The 18,394-nt window shown below is 74.4% G+C and carries 19 protein-coding genes and 1 pseudogene; 2 read left to right on the top strand and 18 right to left on the bottom strand.

The window, feature by feature from the left end; all coding sequences use genetic code 11:
* The 5 genes from GFJ45_RS10455 to GFJ45_RS10435 form a co-directional block, all read right to left on the bottom strand.
* Positions 1 to 194 (bottom strand): hypothetical protein (locus tag GFJ45_RS10455; RefSeq protein ID WP_228386840.1); only part of this gene is annotated, 194 nt, incomplete at its 3' end.
* A gap of 16 nt (positions 195 to 210) precedes the next feature.
* Entirely contained in the window at positions 211 to 1,026 is an 816-nt protein-coding gene (tatC, locus tag GFJ45_RS10450; protein ID WP_228386839.1) for a twin-arginine translocase subunit TatC, read from the bottom strand.
* Between the two features lie 21 nt (positions 1,027 to 1,047).
* The gene (locus GFJ45_RS16795) at positions 1,048 to 1,398 is read right to left on the bottom strand and encodes a twin-arginine translocase TatA/TatE family subunit (protein WP_228386838.1); all 351 of its coding nucleotides are present in this window, start codon (positions 1,396 to 1,398) and stop codon (positions 1,048 to 1,050) included.
* 64 nt (positions 1,399 to 1,462) lie between these two features.
* Positions 1,463 to 2,431, bottom strand: coding sequence for a helix-turn-helix transcriptional regulator (locus GFJ45_RS10440; protein ID WP_153396914.1), 969 nt, complete (start codon positions 2,429 to 2,431; stop codon positions 1,463 to 1,465).
* Positions 2,428 to 3,441 carry a helix-turn-helix transcriptional regulator gene (locus GFJ45_RS10435; RefSeq protein ID WP_153396912.1) on the bottom strand — a complete coding sequence of 338 codons (1,014 nt, stop codon included), beginning with the start codon at positions 3,439 to 3,441 and terminating at the stop codon, positions 2,428 to 2,430. Before GFJ45_RS10435 ends, GFJ45_RS10440 begins: the two co-directional genes overlap by 4 nt.
* Positions 3,442 to 3,508: 67 nt before the next feature.
* On the opposite strand from GFJ45_RS10435, the gene GFJ45_RS10430 reads away from it, so the two are divergent.
* The gene (locus GFJ45_RS10430; protein WP_228386837.1) at positions 3,509 to 4,612 is read left to right on the top strand and encodes a DUF3866 family protein; all 1,104 of its coding nucleotides are present in this window, start codon (positions 3,509 to 3,511) and stop codon (positions 4,610 to 4,612) included.
* On the opposite strand, the gene GFJ45_RS10425 is transcribed toward GFJ45_RS10430, so the two are convergent.
* From GFJ45_RS10425 to GFJ45_RS10380, 10 genes are all read right to left on the bottom strand, one after another.
* Positions 4,605 to 4,982: an FKBP-type peptidyl-prolyl cis-trans isomerase gene (locus GFJ45_RS10425; RefSeq protein ID WP_153396908.1), complete on the bottom strand. Its 378-nt coding sequence runs from the start codon at positions 4,980 to 4,982 to the stop codon at positions 4,605 to 4,607. The two genes, GFJ45_RS10430 and GFJ45_RS10425, sit on opposite strands and share 8 nt — an antisense overlap.
* Before the next feature lie 31 nt (positions 4,983 to 5,013).
* Positions 5,014 to 6,057 (bottom strand): FKBP-type peptidyl-prolyl cis-trans isomerase, encoded by a 1,044-nt coding sequence (locus GFJ45_RS10420; protein ID WP_153396906.1) that lies wholly within the window; start codon positions 6,055 to 6,057, stop codon positions 5,014 to 5,016.
* 115 nt (positions 6,058 to 6,172) lie between these two features.
* Positions 6,173 to 7,576, bottom strand: coding sequence for a Pup--protein ligase (pafA, locus tag GFJ45_RS10415; RefSeq protein ID WP_153396904.1), 1,404 nt, complete (start codon positions 7,574 to 7,576; stop codon positions 6,173 to 6,175).
* 9 nt (positions 7,577 to 7,585) lie between these two features.
* Entirely contained in the window at positions 7,586 to 8,485 is a 900-nt protein-coding gene (gene prcA, locus GFJ45_RS10410; RefSeq protein WP_153396902.1) for a proteasome subunit alpha, read from the bottom strand.
* The gene (gene prcB, locus GFJ45_RS10405) at positions 8,482 to 9,309 is read right to left on the bottom strand and encodes a proteasome subunit beta (protein ID WP_153396900.1); all 828 of its coding nucleotides are present in this window, start codon (positions 9,307 to 9,309) and stop codon (positions 8,482 to 8,484) included. Before prcB ends, prcA begins: the two co-directional genes overlap by 4 nt.
* Positions 9,306 to 9,515 (bottom strand): ubiquitin-like protein Pup, encoded by a 210-nt coding sequence (locus GFJ45_RS10400; protein WP_153396897.1) that lies wholly within the window; start codon positions 9,513 to 9,515, stop codon positions 9,306 to 9,308. The genes prcB and GFJ45_RS10400 overlap by 4 nt, the downstream gene beginning before the upstream one ends.
* A 61-nt stretch (positions 9,516 to 9,576) precedes the next feature.
* Complete coding sequence (dop, locus tag GFJ45_RS10395; protein ID WP_153396895.1) at positions 9,577 to 11,106, bottom strand: depupylase/deamidase Dop; 1,530 nt, start codon at positions 11,104 to 11,106, stop codon at positions 9,577 to 9,579.
* A 9-nt stretch (positions 11,107 to 11,115) separates the two neighbouring features.
* The gene (locus GFJ45_RS10390) at positions 11,116 to 11,715 is read right to left on the bottom strand and encodes a TetR/AcrR family transcriptional regulator (protein WP_153396893.1); all 600 of its coding nucleotides are present in this window, start codon (positions 11,713 to 11,715) and stop codon (positions 11,116 to 11,118) included.
* Positions 11,712 to 13,766, bottom strand: a complete 2,055-nt coding sequence (locus tag GFJ45_RS10385) for an MFS transporter (protein ID WP_153396891.1) — start codon at positions 13,764 to 13,766, stop codon at positions 11,712 to 11,714. The genes GFJ45_RS10390 and GFJ45_RS10385 overlap by 4 nt, the downstream gene beginning before the upstream one ends.
* A 132-nt stretch (positions 13,767 to 13,898) precedes the next feature.
* Positions 13,899 to 14,750: a methyltransferase domain-containing protein gene (locus GFJ45_RS10380; protein WP_228386836.1), complete on the bottom strand. Its 852-nt coding sequence runs from the start codon at positions 14,748 to 14,750 to the stop codon at positions 13,899 to 13,901.
* 55 nt (positions 14,751 to 14,805) lie between these two features.
* On the opposite strand from GFJ45_RS10380, the gene GFJ45_RS10375 reads away from it, so the two are divergent.
* Positions 14,806 to 15,231, top strand: coding sequence for a DUF3054 domain-containing protein (locus GFJ45_RS10375; protein WP_153396888.1), 426 nt, complete (start codon positions 14,806 to 14,808; stop codon positions 15,229 to 15,231).
* Positions 15,232 to 15,262: 31 nt separating this feature from the next.
* On the opposite strand, the gene arc is transcribed toward GFJ45_RS10375, so the two are convergent.
* The 3 genes and pseudogenes from arc to GFJ45_RS16365 form a co-directional block, all read right to left on the bottom strand.
* Positions 15,263 to 16,873 carry a proteasome ATPase gene (gene arc, locus GFJ45_RS10370; RefSeq protein WP_228386841.1) on the bottom strand — a complete coding sequence of 537 codons (1,611 nt, stop codon included), beginning with the start codon at positions 16,871 to 16,873 and terminating at the stop codon, positions 15,263 to 15,265.
* Between the two features lie 177 nt (positions 16,874 to 17,050).
* Entirely contained in the window at positions 17,051 to 18,145 is a 1,095-nt protein-coding gene (locus GFJ45_RS10365; protein WP_153396884.1) for a tRNA (adenine-N1)-methyltransferase, read from the bottom strand.
* A gap of 43 nt (positions 18,146 to 18,188) precedes the next feature.
* Positions 18,189 to 18,394 (bottom strand): annotated as a pseudogene (locus tag GFJ45_RS16365) (site-2 protease family protein); the annotation flags it as partial.

Raw genomic sequence — 18,394 nt, 5'->3', positions numbered from 1 at the left:
CGCCGCCACAGCGACACCGGCACGTACGCGCGGCAGGCCACCCCCGCCTCCTCCCGGCCGGTGGTGCGCAGCGGCCGCACCTGGTGCCCGGCGGCCGCGATCCGCTCGATCACGTGGGCGCCCAGCTGACGACCGCGTCCGGTGCGGGCACCGTGCAGCACCGCGACCCGCCACGGCCCGGGCGGCGTGGTCACCGCACCAGCCAGCCGGTCACAGCGCGCTGGCGCGGTCGTCGGGCGTGGCCAGCCAGTCCGGTTCGCGGCGGCGCCGGCGGCGCTCCAGCAGGAACGACACGCCGACCGCCCCGAAGTAGAGCACCACCATGGGAGCGGCCAGCGCCAGCATGGTCCAGGCGCTGGGGTCGGGGGTCGCCAGCGCACAGAACACCAGGATGAGCAGCACGGCCACCCGCCATCCGCGCAACATCACCGGAGCCGGCAGGATCCGCAGCACGTTCGCGCCCACCAGCAGCACCGGCATCAGGAAGGCCACCCCGAAGGCCACCACGAAGTAGAGGATGAAGTTGAGGTAGCCCATCGCGTCCTGCAGGTTGGCCGTGCCCGCCGGGGTGAACGACAGCAGGATCGCGACGGTCCGGGGCAGTGACCACGCCGCCAGCAGGCAGCCGGCGAAGAACAGCGGGACCGCCGCGGCGAAGAAGGCCAGCGCGGTGCGACGCTCCGCACGGTGCAGGCCGGGTAGCAGGAAGGCCCACAGCTGCCAGATCCACACCGGGCTGCCCAGCACGATGCCGACGAAGATCGCTACCCGCATCTGCACGGCGAACGGCTGGGTGATGCCGCTGCCGAAGTTGAGGTTGACCAGGGCGTCGCCGCGCGCGTCCCGCACGTTCCGGATCGGCTCCAGGATGAAGCTGAACAGCTCCTCGTAGTAGACCCAGCCGACGACGGCGCACAGCAGGACCGCGACGACCGAGACGAGCAGCCGGTTGCGCAGCTCGCGCAGGTGGTCGCCCAGCGACATCCGCCCCTCGGGGTCGCGGGGGCGCCGGCGCAGGCGGAGCACGTCGGGTGGGGGCGTCCGGCGTCAGCCGGCGGGACGGTCGTCGTCCCGGCGGGCTGCCGCGTCGGCGCGCTCCTGGCCCGGGGTCCGGAGGTCAGCCTCGGGCTCCTGCACCTCACCCTCCAGCGGGCGGGGCCGATCGCTGGCACCACCGGGCTCGCGGCGGCCGGTGCTGCCGCGGCCGTCATCGGGTTCGACGTCGCCGTCCCGGTCCTCGTCGTCGCGGGACCCGTGCAGCTGGTCGACCTCGGACTTGAAGACCCGCATCGAGCGGCCGACGCTGCGTGCCATGTCGGGCAGCCGCTTCCAGCCGACCAGGATCACGATCGCCAGGACGATGATGGCCAGCTGCCACAGGCTGACGTTCCTCAGCATGGTTGCTCCCTGCTCGTCATCGCGTCGGGACCGAGTGCGCGCTCCCGGCCGGGTCGCTGCCAGTCTACGCCAGCGCCTCCCGGGCCCCGGCGACGACATCCTCGGCGAGCACCTCGGGCAGCAGCACCCGCGCGTGGCCGCCGAGCCGCCACACGAGCCGGCGCACCCAGCCCAGGTCAGCGGTGCGCAGCACCACGTGGACCGACCCGTCGGCGCGGCGCTCCGCGGACTCGACGGGGAAGTTCTCGGCGACCCACGCCGCCGGGGGGGCGAGCAGCAGCTCGACGGCGACGTCGTCCTCGGAAGGCTGGAACACCCCCGGCCCGACGGCTCGTGACCGCGCCTGCGGCGGCGGCGTGCCATCGGCGTCCAGCAGCTGCACCTCCTCGATCCGGTCCAGCCGGAACATCCGCACGTCGGTGGCGCGGTGGCACCAGGCCTCCAGGTACCAGCGGCCGTCAGCGGTCAGCACCCGCATCGGGTCCACGTCGCGCTCCGTGCGCTCGTCGCGGCGGGTGACCAGGTAGCGCAGGTGCAGCCGGCGTCGCTCCTCCAGCCCCCGGCGCAGGGTCCGCAGCACCTGCTGCTCCGTGTCGTCGAGGCCGAGGTCGACCTGGACCTGCTCGGCGCCACCGGCCTCCTCGCCCGCCGCCGCGGACAGCTTGGCCAGCGCGCGGTCGATCGAGTCGTGCTCCTCGATACCGGGCACCTCCGCCAGCGCGCGCAGCGCGACGATGAGCGCCAGCGCCTCGTCGCGGGTCAGCCGCAGCGGACGGGCGATGGTGTCGGCGTTGCCCAGGTGCACCCGGCCGCCCTCCCAGGAGGCCTCGATCAGGTCGTCGGGTAGGTGCCCGGGGGTGCCGCAGACGAACAGCAGCTGCAGGTCGGCCACGATCTGCTCCTGGTCGACGCCGAGCTCCTCGGCGGCCTCGGCCAGGTCGATGCCCTGCCGCTGCAGCAGCCAGGGCACCATCGTCAGCAGCCGGGCCAGCCGGTCGGTGGCCGACTCCTGGCGGTGCGTGGTCCGGGTCATGCCCGCTCCTCCTCCGACGGCTCGGCCGCCCCCGGCCGCTCGTGGGCAGCCAGGACGGCCTGCAGCCGCTCGCGCACCTGCGCCGCGAGCAGCTGCGGCTCCACCACCCGCGCCCGGGGGCCGAGCGAGGCGACCTCTTCCACCAGCCCCGCGGCATCGGCGTCGGCGAACCGCACCAGGTCCCACCCCTCCTCCCCCGGCGAGACGTCCACCGCACGCCGCCGCAGCATGTGGCCGTGGCCCTCGGCGACGGCGACGGTGGCGCTGATGGGCTCCCCGGTGCGCGCGCTGGCGGTGATCATCTCGCGAGGGTCGTGCTCGGGCACTGGGTAGCGGCCGGGCCCGCCGCGCGTCCGCACCGGCCCCTCGATCCGGTCCAGCCGGAACACCCGGGGCGCCTGCCGGTCCAGGTCGTGACCGGTCAGGTACCACCGGCCGTGCCAGGAGGTGAGCGCCCACGGCTGCACCTGCCGGGCGGTCACCCCGCCCTGGCCGGCGCCGCGGTAGTCGAAGGTGACCTCCTGCCGCGCCAGCACCGCGGCGCGGACCGTGTCGAAGGAGGGCTCGGTGGTGTGCAGCAGCGGCTCGATGCCCGGCACCGAGGCATGCTCGGTCGCCACACCGGCGGCCTGCAGCTTGCGGACCGCGCGGGCGGCGGGGCCCGCCAGCGCGGCCTGGGACCAGGCCCGGCTGGCCAGGCCGATGACGGCCAGCTCGTCGGGCTCGAAGGCGATCTCCGGCAGCGCGTACTCGCGGCGGTCGATGCGGTAGCCGGGCTCGTCGTCGAAGTAGGCGTCGACCGGCTCGGTCCGCAGCGGGATGCCCAGCTCCCGTAGCTCGTCCTTGTCCCGCTCGAACATCCGGTCGAAGGCCTCGTCGGAGCTGTCCTGGTACTGCGGGACCGCCTGCCGGATACGGGCCTTGGACATCGGCGCCCGGGTGGCCAGCAGCGCGATCACGAGGTTGAGCAACCGCTCGGTCTTGGTCGCTGCCGGGCTGGGACGGGCCATGGGTCGCACGCTACCTGACCGGCGGGGACGCGCCCCCGGTCCCGCGGCGTGCCGCTACCCTGCCCTGGTGATCCGATGGCGCGAGGGCGTGGTGGCCCAGGTGCTGGACCGGCGACCGGGCGCCGTCGAGGTTGCCGTCGCCTCCGGTGAGGGGAGGGTGCGGGCGCTGGCCTACACCGACCTGGTCGGCGAGCCCGCCCCCGGCGACCGGGTCCTGCTCAACGGCAACGCGCTCGAGCGCGACCTGGGCACCGGCGGGCTGGCCATGGTCGTGGCGCTGCCGGACCGGCTGCCTCCGGTGGGGCCGGCGCCGGTCGCCCCGGGACACCTGGTCAAGGCCCGCTACACCCCGCTGCAGGCGATGGTGCTGGGCGTCGACGAGCAGGAGAGCGAGCACCACACCGCCCTGGCCGAGGCCGACGACATCGCGGGCATGCCGGTGGTCGCGGCCGACCTGCACTCCAGCCTGCCGGCGGTGCTGGCCGGGCTGCGGCTGACGCGGCCGCAGGCCCGGGTGGCGTACGTGATGACCGACGGCGGGGCGCTGCCCGCGGCGTTCTCCCGCACCGCCGGCGCGCTGCGGGAGGCGGGGTGGCTGGCCAGCGTGGTCACCACCGGGCAGGCCTTCGGCGGCGACCTGGAGGCCGCGACCGTGCACACCGGGCTGCTGGCGGCCCGGCTGGTCAGCGGCGCCGACGTGGCAGTCGTCGTGCAGGGGCCGGGGAACCTCGGGACCGGCACCCGGTGGGGGTTCTCCGGGGTCGCCGCCGGTGAGGCGCTCAACGCGGCCGCGGTCCTGGGTGGGCGTCCGGTGGCGGCGCTGCGCGTCTCGCAGGCCGACCCCCGCGAGCGGCACCAGGGGGTCTCCCACCACAGCCGCACCGCGTACGGGCGGGTGCTGGCCCGGCCGGCCGACCTGGTGGTCCCGGACTTCGACGGCGCGGACGGGGTGCCCGCGGAGCTGGCCGCCCGGGTCGACGCCCAGTGCGAGCAGCTGCTCGCCGACGCCCCCCACCTGCGGGGCCGGCCGGTGCCGGTGACCGGCCTGCGGGAGGCGCTGGCCGCCTGCCCGGTCCGGCTGTCGACGATGGGGCGGGGCCTGGAGCAGGACCCGGCCGCGTTCCTGGCCGCGGCGGCGGCCGGGCGTCACGCGGCAGGGCTGCTCAGCTGACGCCCTCCAGGTCGACCACGAAGATCAGCGTCTCGCCGGGCTTGATGACCGCGCCCGCGCCCTGGTCGCCGTAGCCGAGGTGCGGCGGGATGACGATGCGGCGGCGCCCGCCGACGCGCATCCCGAGCAGCCCCTGGTCCCAGCCCTGGATGACCTGGCCGACACCGACCTGGAACGACAGCGGCGTGCCGCGGTTCCAGGAGGCGTCGAACTCCTCGCCGGTGGACCAGGAGACCCCGACGTAGTGGGCCTGCACGATGGCACCCTCGGTCGCCTCCGGGCCCTCGCCCTCGATGATGTCCTCGACGACGAGGTCCCCCGGCGGGGTGTCCCCGGGGAACTCCACCTCGGGCTTGCTGCGCTCGGTCATCGGTCTGCCTCTCTGTCGGTGGCGTGCTCGGTCAGTGGGCGTCGAGGATGTCGACGACGAAGACCAGGGTCTCCTCCTTCAGCTCGTGCCCCTCCTGCGCGTCGCCGTAGGCGACGTCGGGCGGGGTGATGAGCAGCAGCCGGCTGCCGACCCGCTGGCCCACCACGCCCTGGTCCCAGCCGGGGATGACCATGTTGGCCCCCACCTGGAACCCGAACGGCTCACCGGCCTCGAGCGAGGAGTCGAAGACGCTGCCGTCGCTCCACTTGACGCCCGTGTAGTGGACGGTGACCTGGTCGCCCTCGGCCACCTCCGGGCCCTCGCCCTGGATGAGCGGCTCGACGACCAGCTCCTCGGGCGGGTCCTCGCCCTCCGGGATGGTGACCTCGGCCGGGCTGCTGCCGTCGGCCTCCACGGTGGGCAGCCCCTCGGGCGGCTCCACCGGCTCGCCCTCGGCCTGCTCCAGCGGGCTGTGCGAGCCCACCACCTCCAGGTAGAACAGCAGCGTGTCGCCGCTACCGACACCGAGCTCGGAGTAACCCTGCTCCCCGAAGGCGTCCTCGGGGGGCATCGCCAGCAGCAGCTCCGCCCCGGCGTGCACCCCCGGCAGCTGCTCCTGGAAGCCGGGCAGCAGCGACTCGTTGGAGAGGTCCATGACGACCTGCTCGTCAGTGGGGAAGGTGGAGACGACCTCGCTGCCGTTGGTGGCGTTGACGGCCAGGTAGCGCAGCTCGACGTGCTGGTCCGGCTGCACCGGCTCCCCGTCGCCGGGTGCGAGCTCGCGCACCTGGGTCTCGGCGACCGACAGCGGCAGCGTGTCGGCCGGCTGTCCCTCCTCGTCGGTCATCGGCTCGCCCTGGTAGGTGATGACCGGGACCTCGCCGCCGTCCTGCTCCTGGCGCTCCACCGCGACCTCGGAGAAGTCACCGGTCGGAGGGATTGAGGTCACCGCTGCGTCGTCGGGGGCGCTGGTGAGGGCGGAGTCGTCGGCGCCCTCCCCACCGGAGGAGCAGGCGGCGAGGAGCACCAGCGGCGCCAGGGCCAGGGCCAGCAGGCGCGGTCGGGGAGCAGGCACGGTCGTCCTTGTCTGTCGTCTCTCGTGGGTCTCGGCCCGGGGGTCCGGTCCCGGTCCCGGTAGCGGCTGGCCGCCCGGGCGCGCAGCCAGGCGGACCCCCGCAGCCCGGGTCAGCCTAACGCCCCAACCTGGCGGGCGCGGGCGCGGTGCCGCCGCGGACCACGTTGATGAGGTCGGTGACGCGCGGGTCCTGGCTGGCGAACGGGTCCTTGCACAGCACCGTGCGCTGGGCGGCGTCGTTGAGCTTCAGGTGCACCCAGTCGACGCTGAAGTCGCGCCGGTGCTCCTGGGCCGCCTGCACGAACTCCCCGCGCAGCCGGGCGCGGGTGGTCTGCGGCGGGGTGTGCTGGGCCCGCTGCACCTGCTCGGGCGGGCAGACCTCGGCGACGCGGCCGCGGCGGGCCAGGATCTGGTGCACCCCCCGGGTGGGATGCACGTCGTGCCAGGCCAGGTCCAGCTGCTGCAGCCGCGGGTCGGTCGGCTCCAGGCCGTGGGAGTCGGCGTACTCGCGCAGCATCCGCCACTTGGCGACCCACTCGATCTCGGTCTCGACCAGCTGCAGCTGCTGGCTGGCCACGGCGTGCAGCGTCCGCTCCCACAGCTCGATCACCCACCGGTAGGGCTCCACCTGGTCCAGGCCGCTGGCCTCGGCGTAGCGGACCACCCGGGCCAGCAGCTCGGACTGGATCTCCACCGCGCTCATCCGCCGGCCACCGGCCATCGCCAGCGGCAGGCTGCCGGTCGTGTCCCGGCTGATGTCGCGGATCGCCCGGATCGGGTTGTCCAGGGTGAGGTCGCGCTGCAGCGTGCCGGCCTCGATCATCTTCAGCACCAGGTCGGTCGCGCCGACCTTGAGCAGGGTGGTGCTCTGCGTCATCGTCGAGTCGCCGACGATCACGTGCAGCCGGCGGAACCGCTCGGCGTCGGCGTGCGGCTCGTCGCGGGTGTTGATGATGGGGCGGGACCGGGTGGTCGCCGAGCTGAGCCCGTCCCAGATGTGGTCGGCGCGCTGGCTGACCAGGTAGGTGGCCCGGTCGCCGGCGACGTGCAGCCGGCCGGCGCCGGCGATGATCTGGCGGGTGATGAGGAACGGGATGAGGGTGTCGGTGATGCGCGACAGCTCACCCCGCCGGGCGATGAGGTAGTTCTCGTGGCAGCCGTAGGAGTTGCCGCGGGAGTCGACGTTGTTCTTCAGCACGTACACCCGCGCCTGGATGCCCTCCTCGGCCATCCGTGCCTCGGCGTCGAGGGCCAGGTCGTGCAGGATGGCCTCGCCGGCCTTGTCGTGGGCGACCAGCTCGCGCAGGTCGTCGCACTCTGCGGTGGCGTACTCCGGGTGCGAGCCCACGTCCAGGTACAGCCGGGAGCCGTTGCCGAGGAAGACGTTGCTGGAACGGCCCCAGCTGACCACCTTGCGGAACAGGTAGCGGGCGACCTCGTCCGCCGCCAGCCGGCGCTCCCCGGTGAATGCGCAGGTGACGCCGAACTCGGTCTCGATCCCGAAGATGCGGCGCTCCATGCGGCCAGCCTACGTCTCCTGGCCCTCCGTCGAGCCCCCGCCGGCCCCGGGGCCGTGCTGGTCCTGCGGGTCCTGGTGCTCCTCGCCCGGGTGCTGCGTCTGCGGGTTGGTGTGCTCCCGCCCGTCGGAGCGCTCCGGGCGCTCGGGCGCCTCCCCGGTCAGCGTGTCGTGCGGGCCGGGGCGGGCGTCGTCGACGGTCGGCACGTCCGCGGTGGGGTCGGCCTGGTCCAGCAGCGACTCCAGCAGCGGCCCGCGCAGCCGCCGGAACGCCCGGCGTGGCCGGCGCCGGTCCAGCACCGCCACCTCCAGCTGCCCAGCGTCCAGCTGGCGCTCCTCGGCCGACCCGCCCAGGACGGCCATCGCCAGGGCGAGCGCCTCCTTGAGGGTGCTGCTCCCGGGGGTGAACCGCTCCCGCAGCTGGCCGGTGAGCTCCTCGCTGGCACCGCCCATCGCCACGAAGCCGGGCTCGTCGGTCACCGACCCGTCGTAGGTGAGCCGGAAGATCTGGTCGTCCTCGGGCCGCTGCCCCACCTGCGCGACGGCGATCTCCACCTCGTAGGGCTTGGACTCCTGGGTGAAGATGGTCCCCAGCGTCTGCGCGTAGGCGTTGGCGAGCCCGCGGGCGGTCACGTCGCTGCGGTCGTAGGAGTAGCCGCGCAGGTCGGCGTAGCGGATCCCGGCCACCCGCAGGTTCTCGAACTCGTTGTACTTGCCGACCGCGGCGAAGGCCATCCGGTCGTAGAGCTCGGAGACCTTGTGCAGCGTGGTGGAGGGGTTCTCCGCCACCAGGGCGATCCCGGTGCGGTAGCTGAGGACCAGGACCGAGCGGCCGCGGGCGATGCCCTTGCGGGCGTAGTCCGCCCGGTCCTTCATCAGCTGCTCGGGCGAGACGTACATCGGCAGCGTCATCGGGCACCTCCCGGGTTGGAGCGGCGGCGGGCGAGCAGGGCGGTGACCAGCTCCTCCAGCCGGTCGTCCGTGACGAACCGGACCCCGCCGGCCGTCACGACCGCGCAGGTGGGCCAGATCCCCCGCCCCAGGTCGGGCCCGCCGGTGGCGGAGTCGTCGTCGGCGGCGTCGTAGAGCGCCTCGACCGCCACGTCGACCGCCTGGTCCTCGGCCAGGCCGGGGTGCCAGAGCTTCTTCAGCGCGCCCCGGGCGAACAGCGAGCCGGAGCCGACGCTGTGGTGGCGCTGCTCCTCGTAGCAGCCGCCGGTGAGGTCGTAGCTGAAGATGCGGCCGCTGCGGGTCTCCAGGTCGTAGCCCACGAACAGCGGCACCACCGACAGCCCCCGCATCGCGTTGCCGAGGTTGCCGCGGATCATCGCGGCCAGCCGGTTGGCCTTGCCCTCCACCGAGAGCAGGGTGCCCTCGATCTTCTCGTAGTGCTCGAGCTCGACCTGGAACAGCTTGACCATCTCGACCGCGACGCCGGCCGTGCCGGCGATGCCCACCGCGGAGTACTCGTCAGCGGAGAACACCTTCTCCATGTCGCGGTTGGCGATGAAGCTGCCCATCGTGGCCCGCCGGTCACCGACCAGCACCACGCCGTCGGCGAAGGTCAGCGCGACGATCGTGGTGCCGTGCGGCACGTCGACGCGGCCCTGCTCGGGCAGCCCCGCCCCGGGGAGCAGCTGCGGGGCGTGCGCGCCCAGGAACTCGCTGAACGAGCTGCTACCGGTCGCCAGGAAGGACGCGGGCAGGCGCCGGCTGTCGGGGACCGCGCCGCTCACTGCCCGCCCTTCTGCACGAACCCGTGGACGAACTCCTCGGCGTTGTGCTCCAGGACGCCGTCGATCTCGTCCAGCAGGTCGTCCACCTCCTGCTCCCGGCCCTGGTCGCGCGCCTGCCCGGGTGCGGCACCGTCGGGCCCGCGGTCGTCCTCGGGCGGCGGCTGCTCCTCCTCGCGCCGCCGCGGCTGCTGCTGCTGACCTGCCACGGTCCTCACCTCCGACGTCTCGGCCCGGCTCGCGGGCAGTGGACCTGCTGCTCTCCCGACCTTAGTCGCTCCCGAGGACGCCCATCGCCTCGAGCAGCCCCTCGGCCGAGTCGTGCCGCTCGAGCAGGTCGGCGCAGTGCGCGCGGGTGTGGCCGGCCGGCTCGGGCATGCTCACCCGGTGCAGCCGCCTGCCCAGCGCGAACACGACCGAGTCCCAGGAGGCGGCGCGCAGCTCGTCGGCGTGCCGGCGCACGCACGCGCCGCGGAACCAGGCCCGGGTGTCGGCCGGGGCACTGAGCACGGCGGCCTCGGCGTCCTCGTCGGACACCAGGGTGCGCAGCCGCCCGGCGGCACGCATCCGGGCGGCCAGGCCGCGGGCGGGGTCCAGGTCGGAGTACTGGATGTCGATCGCCGCCAGCCGGGGGTCGTTCCAGGCCAGGCCGTCCCGGTCGCGGTACCGCTCCAGCAGCTCCCACTTGGTGGCCCAGTCCACGACCCCGGCGCAGCTGCGGGGGTCCCGTCGGAGCCGGTCGGTGACCTCGTCCCACCAGCCCAGCACCTCCAGCGTCTCGGCGTCCGCCTCCCAGCCGGGCCGCTGCCGGTCCAGCGCGGTCTGCACCGCCTCGCGGTAGCCGCCCAGGATGTCCAGCGCGGTCATCCACCGGCCGTCGGCCAGCTCGACCTTGGCCTGCACCGCGGGGTCGTGGCTGACCTGGCGCACCGCAGCGACCGGGTCGGCCAGGTCCAGCTGCGGGACCGCGCTGACGCCGTCCTCGACCAGCCGCAGCACGAGGCTGGTGACACCGGTCTTGAGCAGGGTGCCGACGTCGGCGAGGGTCGCGTCCCCGGCGATGACGTGCAGCCGCCGGTAGCGGTCGGCGGCAGCGTGCGGCTCGTCGCGGGTGTTGACCAGCGGGCGGCGCAGCGTGGTCTCCAGCCCCACGTCGGCCTCGATGTAGTCGGCCCGCTGGCTGATCTGGAACCCCGGCTGCTGCGACGCCTGGCCCAGGCCGACCCGGCCGGCCCCGCAGAGCACCTGCCGCGCGACCAGGTAGGGCAGCATCGCCCGCACGATCGACTCGAACGGCACCGTCCGGGGCAGCAGGTAGTTCTCGTGGGTGCCGTACGAGGCGCCCTTGCCGTCCACGTTGTTCTTGTAGAGGCGCACCGGCAACCCCTCGGCCGCCAAGGTGCGGGCGGCCCGCAGCATCACCAGCTCCCCCGCGCGGTCCCACCGGACCGCGTCGCGGGGGCCGGTCACCTCCGGGCTGGAGTACTCGGGGTGGGCGTGGTCCACGTAGAGCCGGGCGCCGTTGGCCAGCACCGAGTTGGCGGTCGTGGGGTCCTCGACGTCGGTGAGCTGGCTGACGTCGGCCAGCGCCCGGGCCATCTCGAACCCGCGGGCGTCCCGCAGCGGCGTCTCGTCGGCGTAGTCCCAGCCGGCGCCGGTGGGCAGCGCCGCCCCGGGCCCGGCGCCCGCGACGTAGCCGCGGACCACCAGACCCGACAGCACCATCGGGGTGATGCTGGTGTCGCCGGGCAGGGTGATGCCGTACTCGGTCTCCAGCCCCATGATCCGGCGCGTGCTCATACCGTGAGCCTAGGAGCCGGGGCTGGGCTCCTCGTCGTCGACCCGGGGCGGGGCGGGCAGCTCGGTCCCCGGCGCGGTGAGCCCGTCGAGCAGCTGCTGCACCAGCGGGCCGTACTCGGCCACGACCTGCTCGGGGTCGACCTCCTCCGGCGGAAGCAGCCGGAACGACCGGATCCCGGCGGCCAGCCCGATCAGCATGCAGGCGGCCAGGTCCGCCCGGTGCCGCCGCTCCAGGTCGGCGCCGGCGAACCGGGACAGGAAGCGCTCGCGGAACTCGCGGCGGGCCGCGTCGGGGTCCGGGGCCCCGTGCAGCAGGTAGAGGGCGCGCAGCCACGGCTCGGCCACCTCCTGGTCGCGCCGGTCCAGCATCCGCCGCACCAGCAGCGGGCCCATCCCGGCGATCGGGCGCCCGGCGTCCAGCGGCGCCGGCTCCAGCGGGGTGGCGTCGGCGTAGAGCTGCTCCTTCGAGCCGGCCACCTTCATCACCATGGCCGGGCTGATCCCGGCCTCGGCGGCCACCTCACGGATCGTCACGGCGGCATAGCCGCGCTCCCCGAACAGCCGCCGGGCCACCTGCAGCACCCGCTCCCGGGTCGCGGCCTCGGTCACGCCGTGCTCCGCTCCCGCGGCGCGCCGGTCACGACGTCGATGTCCAGCGTGGCCGACGTGGAGCCGACCTGGACCGCCCGCGACCGGGTGCGGTGCCGCTCGGTGTCGACGACGGTCAGCACGTAGCGGCCCGGCGGCGGCAGCCCCAGCTCGTAGCTGCCGTCCTCCCGGGTGTGGGTGGTGGCGACGTAGTCGCCGGCGTGGCGGATCAGCGAGAGCATCACCCCGGGCAGCGGCTCGCCGTCGTCGGTCACCACGCCGGTGAGCGTCAGCCGCCGGTGCATCCGGATCCGGTCGATGCCGCGCTCGTCCAGCCGCACCAGTCCGGACTGCGGCGCCCACCCGTCGGCCGAGGCGACCACCAGGTAGGTCCCCTCCTCTGGCAGCGCGAGCGCGAACCGCCCCTCGCCGTCGGTGCGCCCCCAGTCGACGTGCCGGCCGTCCGGGTGCAGCACCGTGACGACGGCCTGCCGGATCGGGCGCGGCGGCTCGGTGTCGGTGGTGACCAGCCCCCGCACGATGAGCTCGGTGCCGGTGCCCTCGGCCTTGACCTGGTGCCGCTCCGGTGACAGGTCCTCCCCCGGTGTCACGGCCCGTTCGGTGGCCCGCACCGGCCGCCGGATGAACCCGGCGATGGTGGCGCCGACCAGGGCCGCCACCGCGCCGAGCCAGAACGTCGTCTGGTAGGCCCCCAGCGTGGGCACCGCGGTCTCGGCACCGGTGGCGCCCGCGGGCATCGTGCTCATCGTCAGCACCGCCGCCACGGTGGCGCTGGCCGTCGAGGTGCCGATGGCCCGCAGCAGCGTGTTGAGGCCGTTCGCCGAGGCGGTCTCGGTGATCGGCACCGAGCGCATGATGAGGGTGGGCATCGAGGCGAACGCCAGCGCGGTGCCGATCGACCCCACGGCGTTGGCGAGCAGGATCTCCACCAGCGAGCCGTGCAGGAAGACGCGCAGCACGAACCCGACGGCCAGCGCCACCGCGCCGCTGATCAGCATCAGCCGCGGCCCGTAGCGGCGGATCAGCCCGGCGGCGACCGGCGACATCAGCACCATGAGCAGCCCGCCGGGCAGCAGCGCCAGCCCGGTGGCGACCACCGACAGCCCCAGGCCGTAGCCGCTCTCCCGCGGCATCTGCAGCTGCTGGGCGCTGGTGAGGAAGTTGGTGAACATGCCGAACCCGATGAGGATCGAGGCGGTGTTGGTCAGCAGCACCGTCCGCCGCACCGAGGTGCGGATGTCGACCAGGGGCTGCCCGGCGCGCAGCTCCATCGGCACCCACACCGCGAACACCAGCACCGAGGCCAGCAGCAGGCCGACCACCTTCTCGTCCTGCCAGCCCCAGGCCCCCGCCTTGGAGATCGGCAGCAGCAGGCAGGTCAGTGCAACCGAGAGCAGCAGCGCGCCGCCGTAGTCGAACCGGCCGCGGGTGCGGACCCTCGACTCGGGCACGATCAGCAGCACCGCGAGGAACATCACGACCGCGAAGCCGCCGGAGACCACGAACAGCGCGTGCCAGTCGAACCCGCGGTAGATGACGCCGGCCAGCGGCATCCCGACGGCGCCGCCGATCCCGAGGGTGGCGCTCATCAGCGCCACGCCCGAGCCCACCCGGTCCGCCGGGAGCTGGTCCCGCATGATGCTGATGCCGACCGGCACCAGGCAGGAGCCGAGCCCGGCCAGTGCGCGCCCGGTGATCACCAGCGGCAGCGAGGCGCTCAGCGCGCTGACCACCGAGCCCACGATCACCGCCCCCAGGCAGACCAGCATCATCAGCCGCTTGCCCATCATGTCCGCCAGCCGGGACACGATCGGGGTCCCCACCGCCCCGGCCAGCAGGGTGGCGGTGACCAGCCAGGAGGCGTTCTCGGCCGAGGTGCCCAGGATCTCGGGGAAGTCCGGCAGCAGCGGCAGCACCAGCGTCTGCTGCAGCGAGACCAGCGTGCCGCAGAGCGCCAGCACGGTGATCACCAGCCCGGTCGAGGGACCGCCGCCGCGGTCGGTGGCCGGGGGGGTCGAGGGCGCGGCGGGCGGCGTGGCGGTACTGGTCACGGCTGGTGGGGCTCCGGGGTACGGTCGAGCGGAATGGGTGAACGGGCGTTCACCATCATAGTGAACGGCTGTTCACCGGGCGACGCCGGGGGCGGCCCACCGTCGAGGGCGGCGCCCAGCCCGCGGGACGGCTCAGCCGGCCACCGGCCGCCGGGCGACGGCGAACACCCGCCGGAACGGCAGCACCGTGCCGTGCGGCCCCGGCGGGTAGGCCGCCCGCAGCGCCGCGCCGTAGTCGGCCAGGAACGGCTCGCGCAGCTGCTCCGGCAGCGCCTGCAGGACCGGGCGGGCCCCGGTGCCGGTCATCCACCGCAGCACCGGGTCCGCCCCGGTGAGCAGGTGCAGGTAGGTGGTCTCCCAGACGTCGGGCGCGGTGGCGCCTGCCCGCAGCAGGGTGTCGAGGTAGTCGCCCGGGCCGGGGAGCGGCTCCCGCCGCCGGGCCTCGGTGGTGTGCTGGGCGTACGGCTCGCGGCCGGCGACCTCCCGCAGCAGCACGTGGCTGGCCGCGTCGTGGTTGCCCGGCACCTGCACGGCCAGCCAGCCCCCGGGCCGCAGCACCCCCAGCAGCACCGGCAGCAGCTGCAGCTGCCGCGGTACCCACTGCAGCAGCGCGTTGGCCACGACGACGTCCACCGCGCCGCCGGGCACGTCGTGGGCGCGGGCCCAGTCCCAGGCGTCGGCCCGCTCGAGCCGCAGCCGGTCACCCGCCCCACCCCGGCGGGCGTCCTCGGCACGGGCGAGCATCTCCGCCGAGCTGTCCACGCCGAGCACACGGGCAGCGGGCCAGCGCTGGCACAGCGTCGCGGTGAGGGTCGCCGGCCCGCACCCGAGGTCCACCACGTCCCGGGGCTGCTCCGCCCCCACCCGGGCCACCAGGTCCTGGAACGGCCGGCCCCGCTCCCCCGCGTAGCGGCCGTACTCCTCCGGGTCCCACTGCGGCCCGCCACGACCAGCCGTCCCCACCATCGGTGCCTCCTCGTCCACGCCCTCAGTGCACTATCTCGACATCAAGATACTCGCCGACTGCGATGATGGGGCCATGGTCCCGTCCCTGACACGGCACACCGCCGAGCCCGCCACTGCTGTCACCCGCACCCGGCTCGCTGCGCTGTGGCGCGCCGGGGTGGACGCCGCCGCCGTGCTGGTCTTCGCCGCGACCGGGCGCGCCTCGCACGCCGAGGCGCTCAGCCCGGGCGGGGTGCTGGCCACGGCCGGGCCGTTCCTCGTCGGGCTCGGGCTCGGATGGGGGCTGCTCCGGTGGCGCCCGGACCTCGTCCCGGCCGGGTCACTCCGGGAGGGCGTACTGCTCGCCGGCACCACCCTGATCGGCGGGATGGCCCTGCGGGCGCTGCTGGGCGCGGGCACCGCGCCGGCCTTCGTCGTCGTCGCCGCCGTGGTGCTGCTGGCGCTGCTACCCGGCTGGCGGCTGCTGGCCCGGCTGGCGACCCGGTTGCGACGGCGCTGACCTTCTCGGACCGGGAGCGGCCGCCGAGCGGTCAGAGGTACTGCCCGGTGCTGCCCCGCTCGATGGCCCGGCCCGGGGCAGCGCCCGCGCCGTCCTTGCCGGCGACGAGGGTGCGGATGTAGACGATCCGCTCCCCCTTCTTGCCCGAGATGCGGGCCCAGTCGTCGGGGTTGGTCGAGTTGGGCAGGTCCTCGTTCTCCTTGAACTCGTCCTCACAGGCCCGCAGCAGGTGCTCCAGCCGCAGCCCGTGCGAGCCGGAGGTGAGCAGCTCCTTGATCGCCATCTTCTTGGCGCGGTCGACGATGTTGTGGATCATCGCCCCGGAGTTGAAGTCCTTGAAGTACAGGATCTCCTTGTCACCACCGGCGTAGGTGACCTCGAGGAACTTGTTCTCCTCGATCTGGGCGTACATCCGCTCCACGACCGCGGCGATCATCGCCTCCACGGTCGCCTGGCGGTCCCCGCGGCGCTCGGACAGGTCGTGCTCGTGCAGCGGCACGTCCGCGGTGAGGTACTTGCTGAAGATGTCCCGGGCGCTCTCGGCGTCGGGCCGCTCGATCTTGACCTTCACGTCCAGCCGGCCGGGCCGCAGGATCGCCGGGTCGATCATGTCCTCCCGGTTGGAGGCGCCGATGACGATGACGTTGTCGAGGCGCTCCACGCCGTCGATCTCGGCCAGCAGCTGCGGCACGATCGTGGTCTCCACGTCGGAGGACACCCCGGAGCCGCGGGTGCGGAACAGGGACTCCATCTCGTCGAAGAACACCACGACGGGGGAACCGTCGGCCGACTTCTCCCGGGCCCGCTGGAAGATCATCCGGATGTGGCGCTCGGTCTCGCCGACGTACTTGTTGAGCAGCTCCGGGCCCTTGATGTTGAGGAAGTAGCTCGTGGTCTCGGGCTGGCCGCGCTGCAAGGCGGTCTGCCTGGCCAGCGACGCGGCGACCGCCTTGGCGATGAGGGTCTTGCCGCAGCCGGGGGGACCGTAGAGCAGGACGCCCTTGGGCGGCCGCAGCTGGTGCTCGGCGTAGAGCTCGGTGTGCAGGAACGGCAGCTCGACCGCGTCCTTGATCTGCTCGATCTGGCGGGCCAGGCCACCGATGTCCTCGTAGGCGATGTCAGGCACCTCCTCGAGGACCAGCTCGCTGACCTCGGGCTTGGCGATCCGCTCGTAGACGAACCCCGACCGGGAGTCCAGCAGCAGGCCGTCACCGACCCGGAACGGCTGGCCGCGCAGCGACCCGGCCACCCGGCAGACCCGCTCGTCCTCGCCGCGCACCAGCACCAGCACCCGGTCCTCCCCGAGCACCTCCTTGACCGTGACCACGTCACCGGCCTGCTCGAAGCCGGCCACGCCGACCACCGTCTGGGTGTCGTTGAGCAGCACCTCCCGGCCGGGCACGAGCTCCTCGACCGGCACCTGGGAGGTGGCGCTGGTGCGCAGCTTGCGGCCGCCGGCGGCCAGGTCGAGGGTGCCGTCGTCGTTGCGGGCCACCACGAGCGCGTGCGTCAGCGGCGGGGTGGCCATGGTGTCCAGGTCCTCGCGGAGCGCGACGATCTGGGCGCGGGCCTCGCGCAGCGTGTCGGCCAGCCGCTCGTTCTGCGCCTGCAGCGCCCCCAGCCGGGTCTGCAGGTGCAGCACCTGCTGCTCCAGCCGGCGGGTACGGCCGGGGCCGCTACCGCCTGGCGGGGGCCGGTCCTGTCCGCCCGGCTCGTGCGCCTCGCGGCCGTCGTGTCCGGGAGGCTGCGGTGTCTGCGTCACGGTGCCTCCTTCTGCCTCGTCACCCCAACCTAACCCGCAACGCCCACACCGACCGCCCTAGTTCCCGTCCGTGTCGGTCGGCTCGCCGTCGCCGGGGTGGCCGGCCTGGCCGGCGCGTCGCTCGGCCTCCCGCCGCACCCGGCGCACCTTCTTGTCCGACACCGGCCGCTCGCCGACCTCCTCGGCGCTCCACGCCTGCTCGGCGGGCGGTGCGTAGTCCTCGCCGTAGGCACCCTTGGCCGGCCGGCGGCGCCGCGGCGGTGGGGTGGTCCCCGGCGCGAGCCGGCGCGTGGTGAGCAGGAACCCGGTGTGGCCGTGCATCCGGTGCTCCGGCCGCACCGCGAGGCCCTCCAGGTGCCAGTCGCGGACCAGCGACTCCCACGCCCGCGGCTCGGTGTAGCCGCCGTGGTCGCGGGCCGCCTCGGCCACCCGTGACAGCTGGGTGGCGGTGGCGACGTAGCAGACCAGCACCCCACCGGGGGCCAGCGCCCGCCCCACCACCTCCAGGCACTCCCACGGCGCGAGCATGTCGAGCACCACGCGGTCGATGCTGCCGTCGGGCACGGTCTCCGGCAGCACCTCCACCAGGTCACCCACGGTGACCGTCCACGCGGGGTGGTCCTGGCCGAAGAACGCCCGGCCGTTGGCGCGGGCGATGTCGGCGAAGTCCTCCCGCCGCTCGACGCTGACCAGCCGCCCGTGCCCACCCACCGCCCGCAGCAGCGACATGCTCAACGCGCCCGACCCCACGCCCGCCTCGACCACCCGGGCACCGGGGAAGACGTCGCCCATCTGCACGATCTGCCCCGCGTCCTTGGGGTAGACGACCTGGGCCCCACGCGGCATCGACAGCACGTAGTCGGCCAGCAGCGGCCGCAGCGCCAGGTAGTCGGTGCCGGCGCTGTGCCGCACGACGGTGCCGTCGGGGGCACCGATCAGGTCGTCGTGCCGGATGTGTCCGCGGTGGGTGTGGAACTGGCCGCCGGCCACGAGCGTGATGGTGTGCATCCGCCCCCGCGGGTCGGTGAGCTGCACTTGGTCGCCCACCCGGAACGGGCCGCGCCGGCGGTCAGCTCCCACAGCGGGCTCGGCGGGCTCGGCGGGCTCGGCGGGCGGGGTGGGCTCGGCGGCGTCGGGGTGGGGCGGGGTCACGACCGGCCAGTGTAGGTGCGCGCCGCCGGTGCCCTCGCCGGCCTCACCGGCCGCGCAGGTCCTGGGCGCGGACGGTCCCGCGCACCCGGCCGGCGTCGTCGACGACCACCACGACCGGGCTCCCGCTGGTCTGCAGCGCCGAGACCACGTGCAGCAGCTCGTCCTGCTGCTGCGGGTGCACCACCGCCCCGGAGGGCAGCCGGCGGGTCACCGCCGCGACCGGGGTGTGCCCCCGCTCCGCGGGCGGCA

Origin of the sequence: Ornithinicoccus halotolerans (genome assembly GCF_009602535.1) — a bacterium.
Taxonomy (GTDB): domain Bacteria; phylum Actinomycetota; class Actinomycetes; order Actinomycetales; family Dermatophilaceae; genus Ornithinicoccus; species Ornithinicoccus halotolerans.
This window is presented reverse-complemented; position numbering and strand designations above follow the sequence as displayed.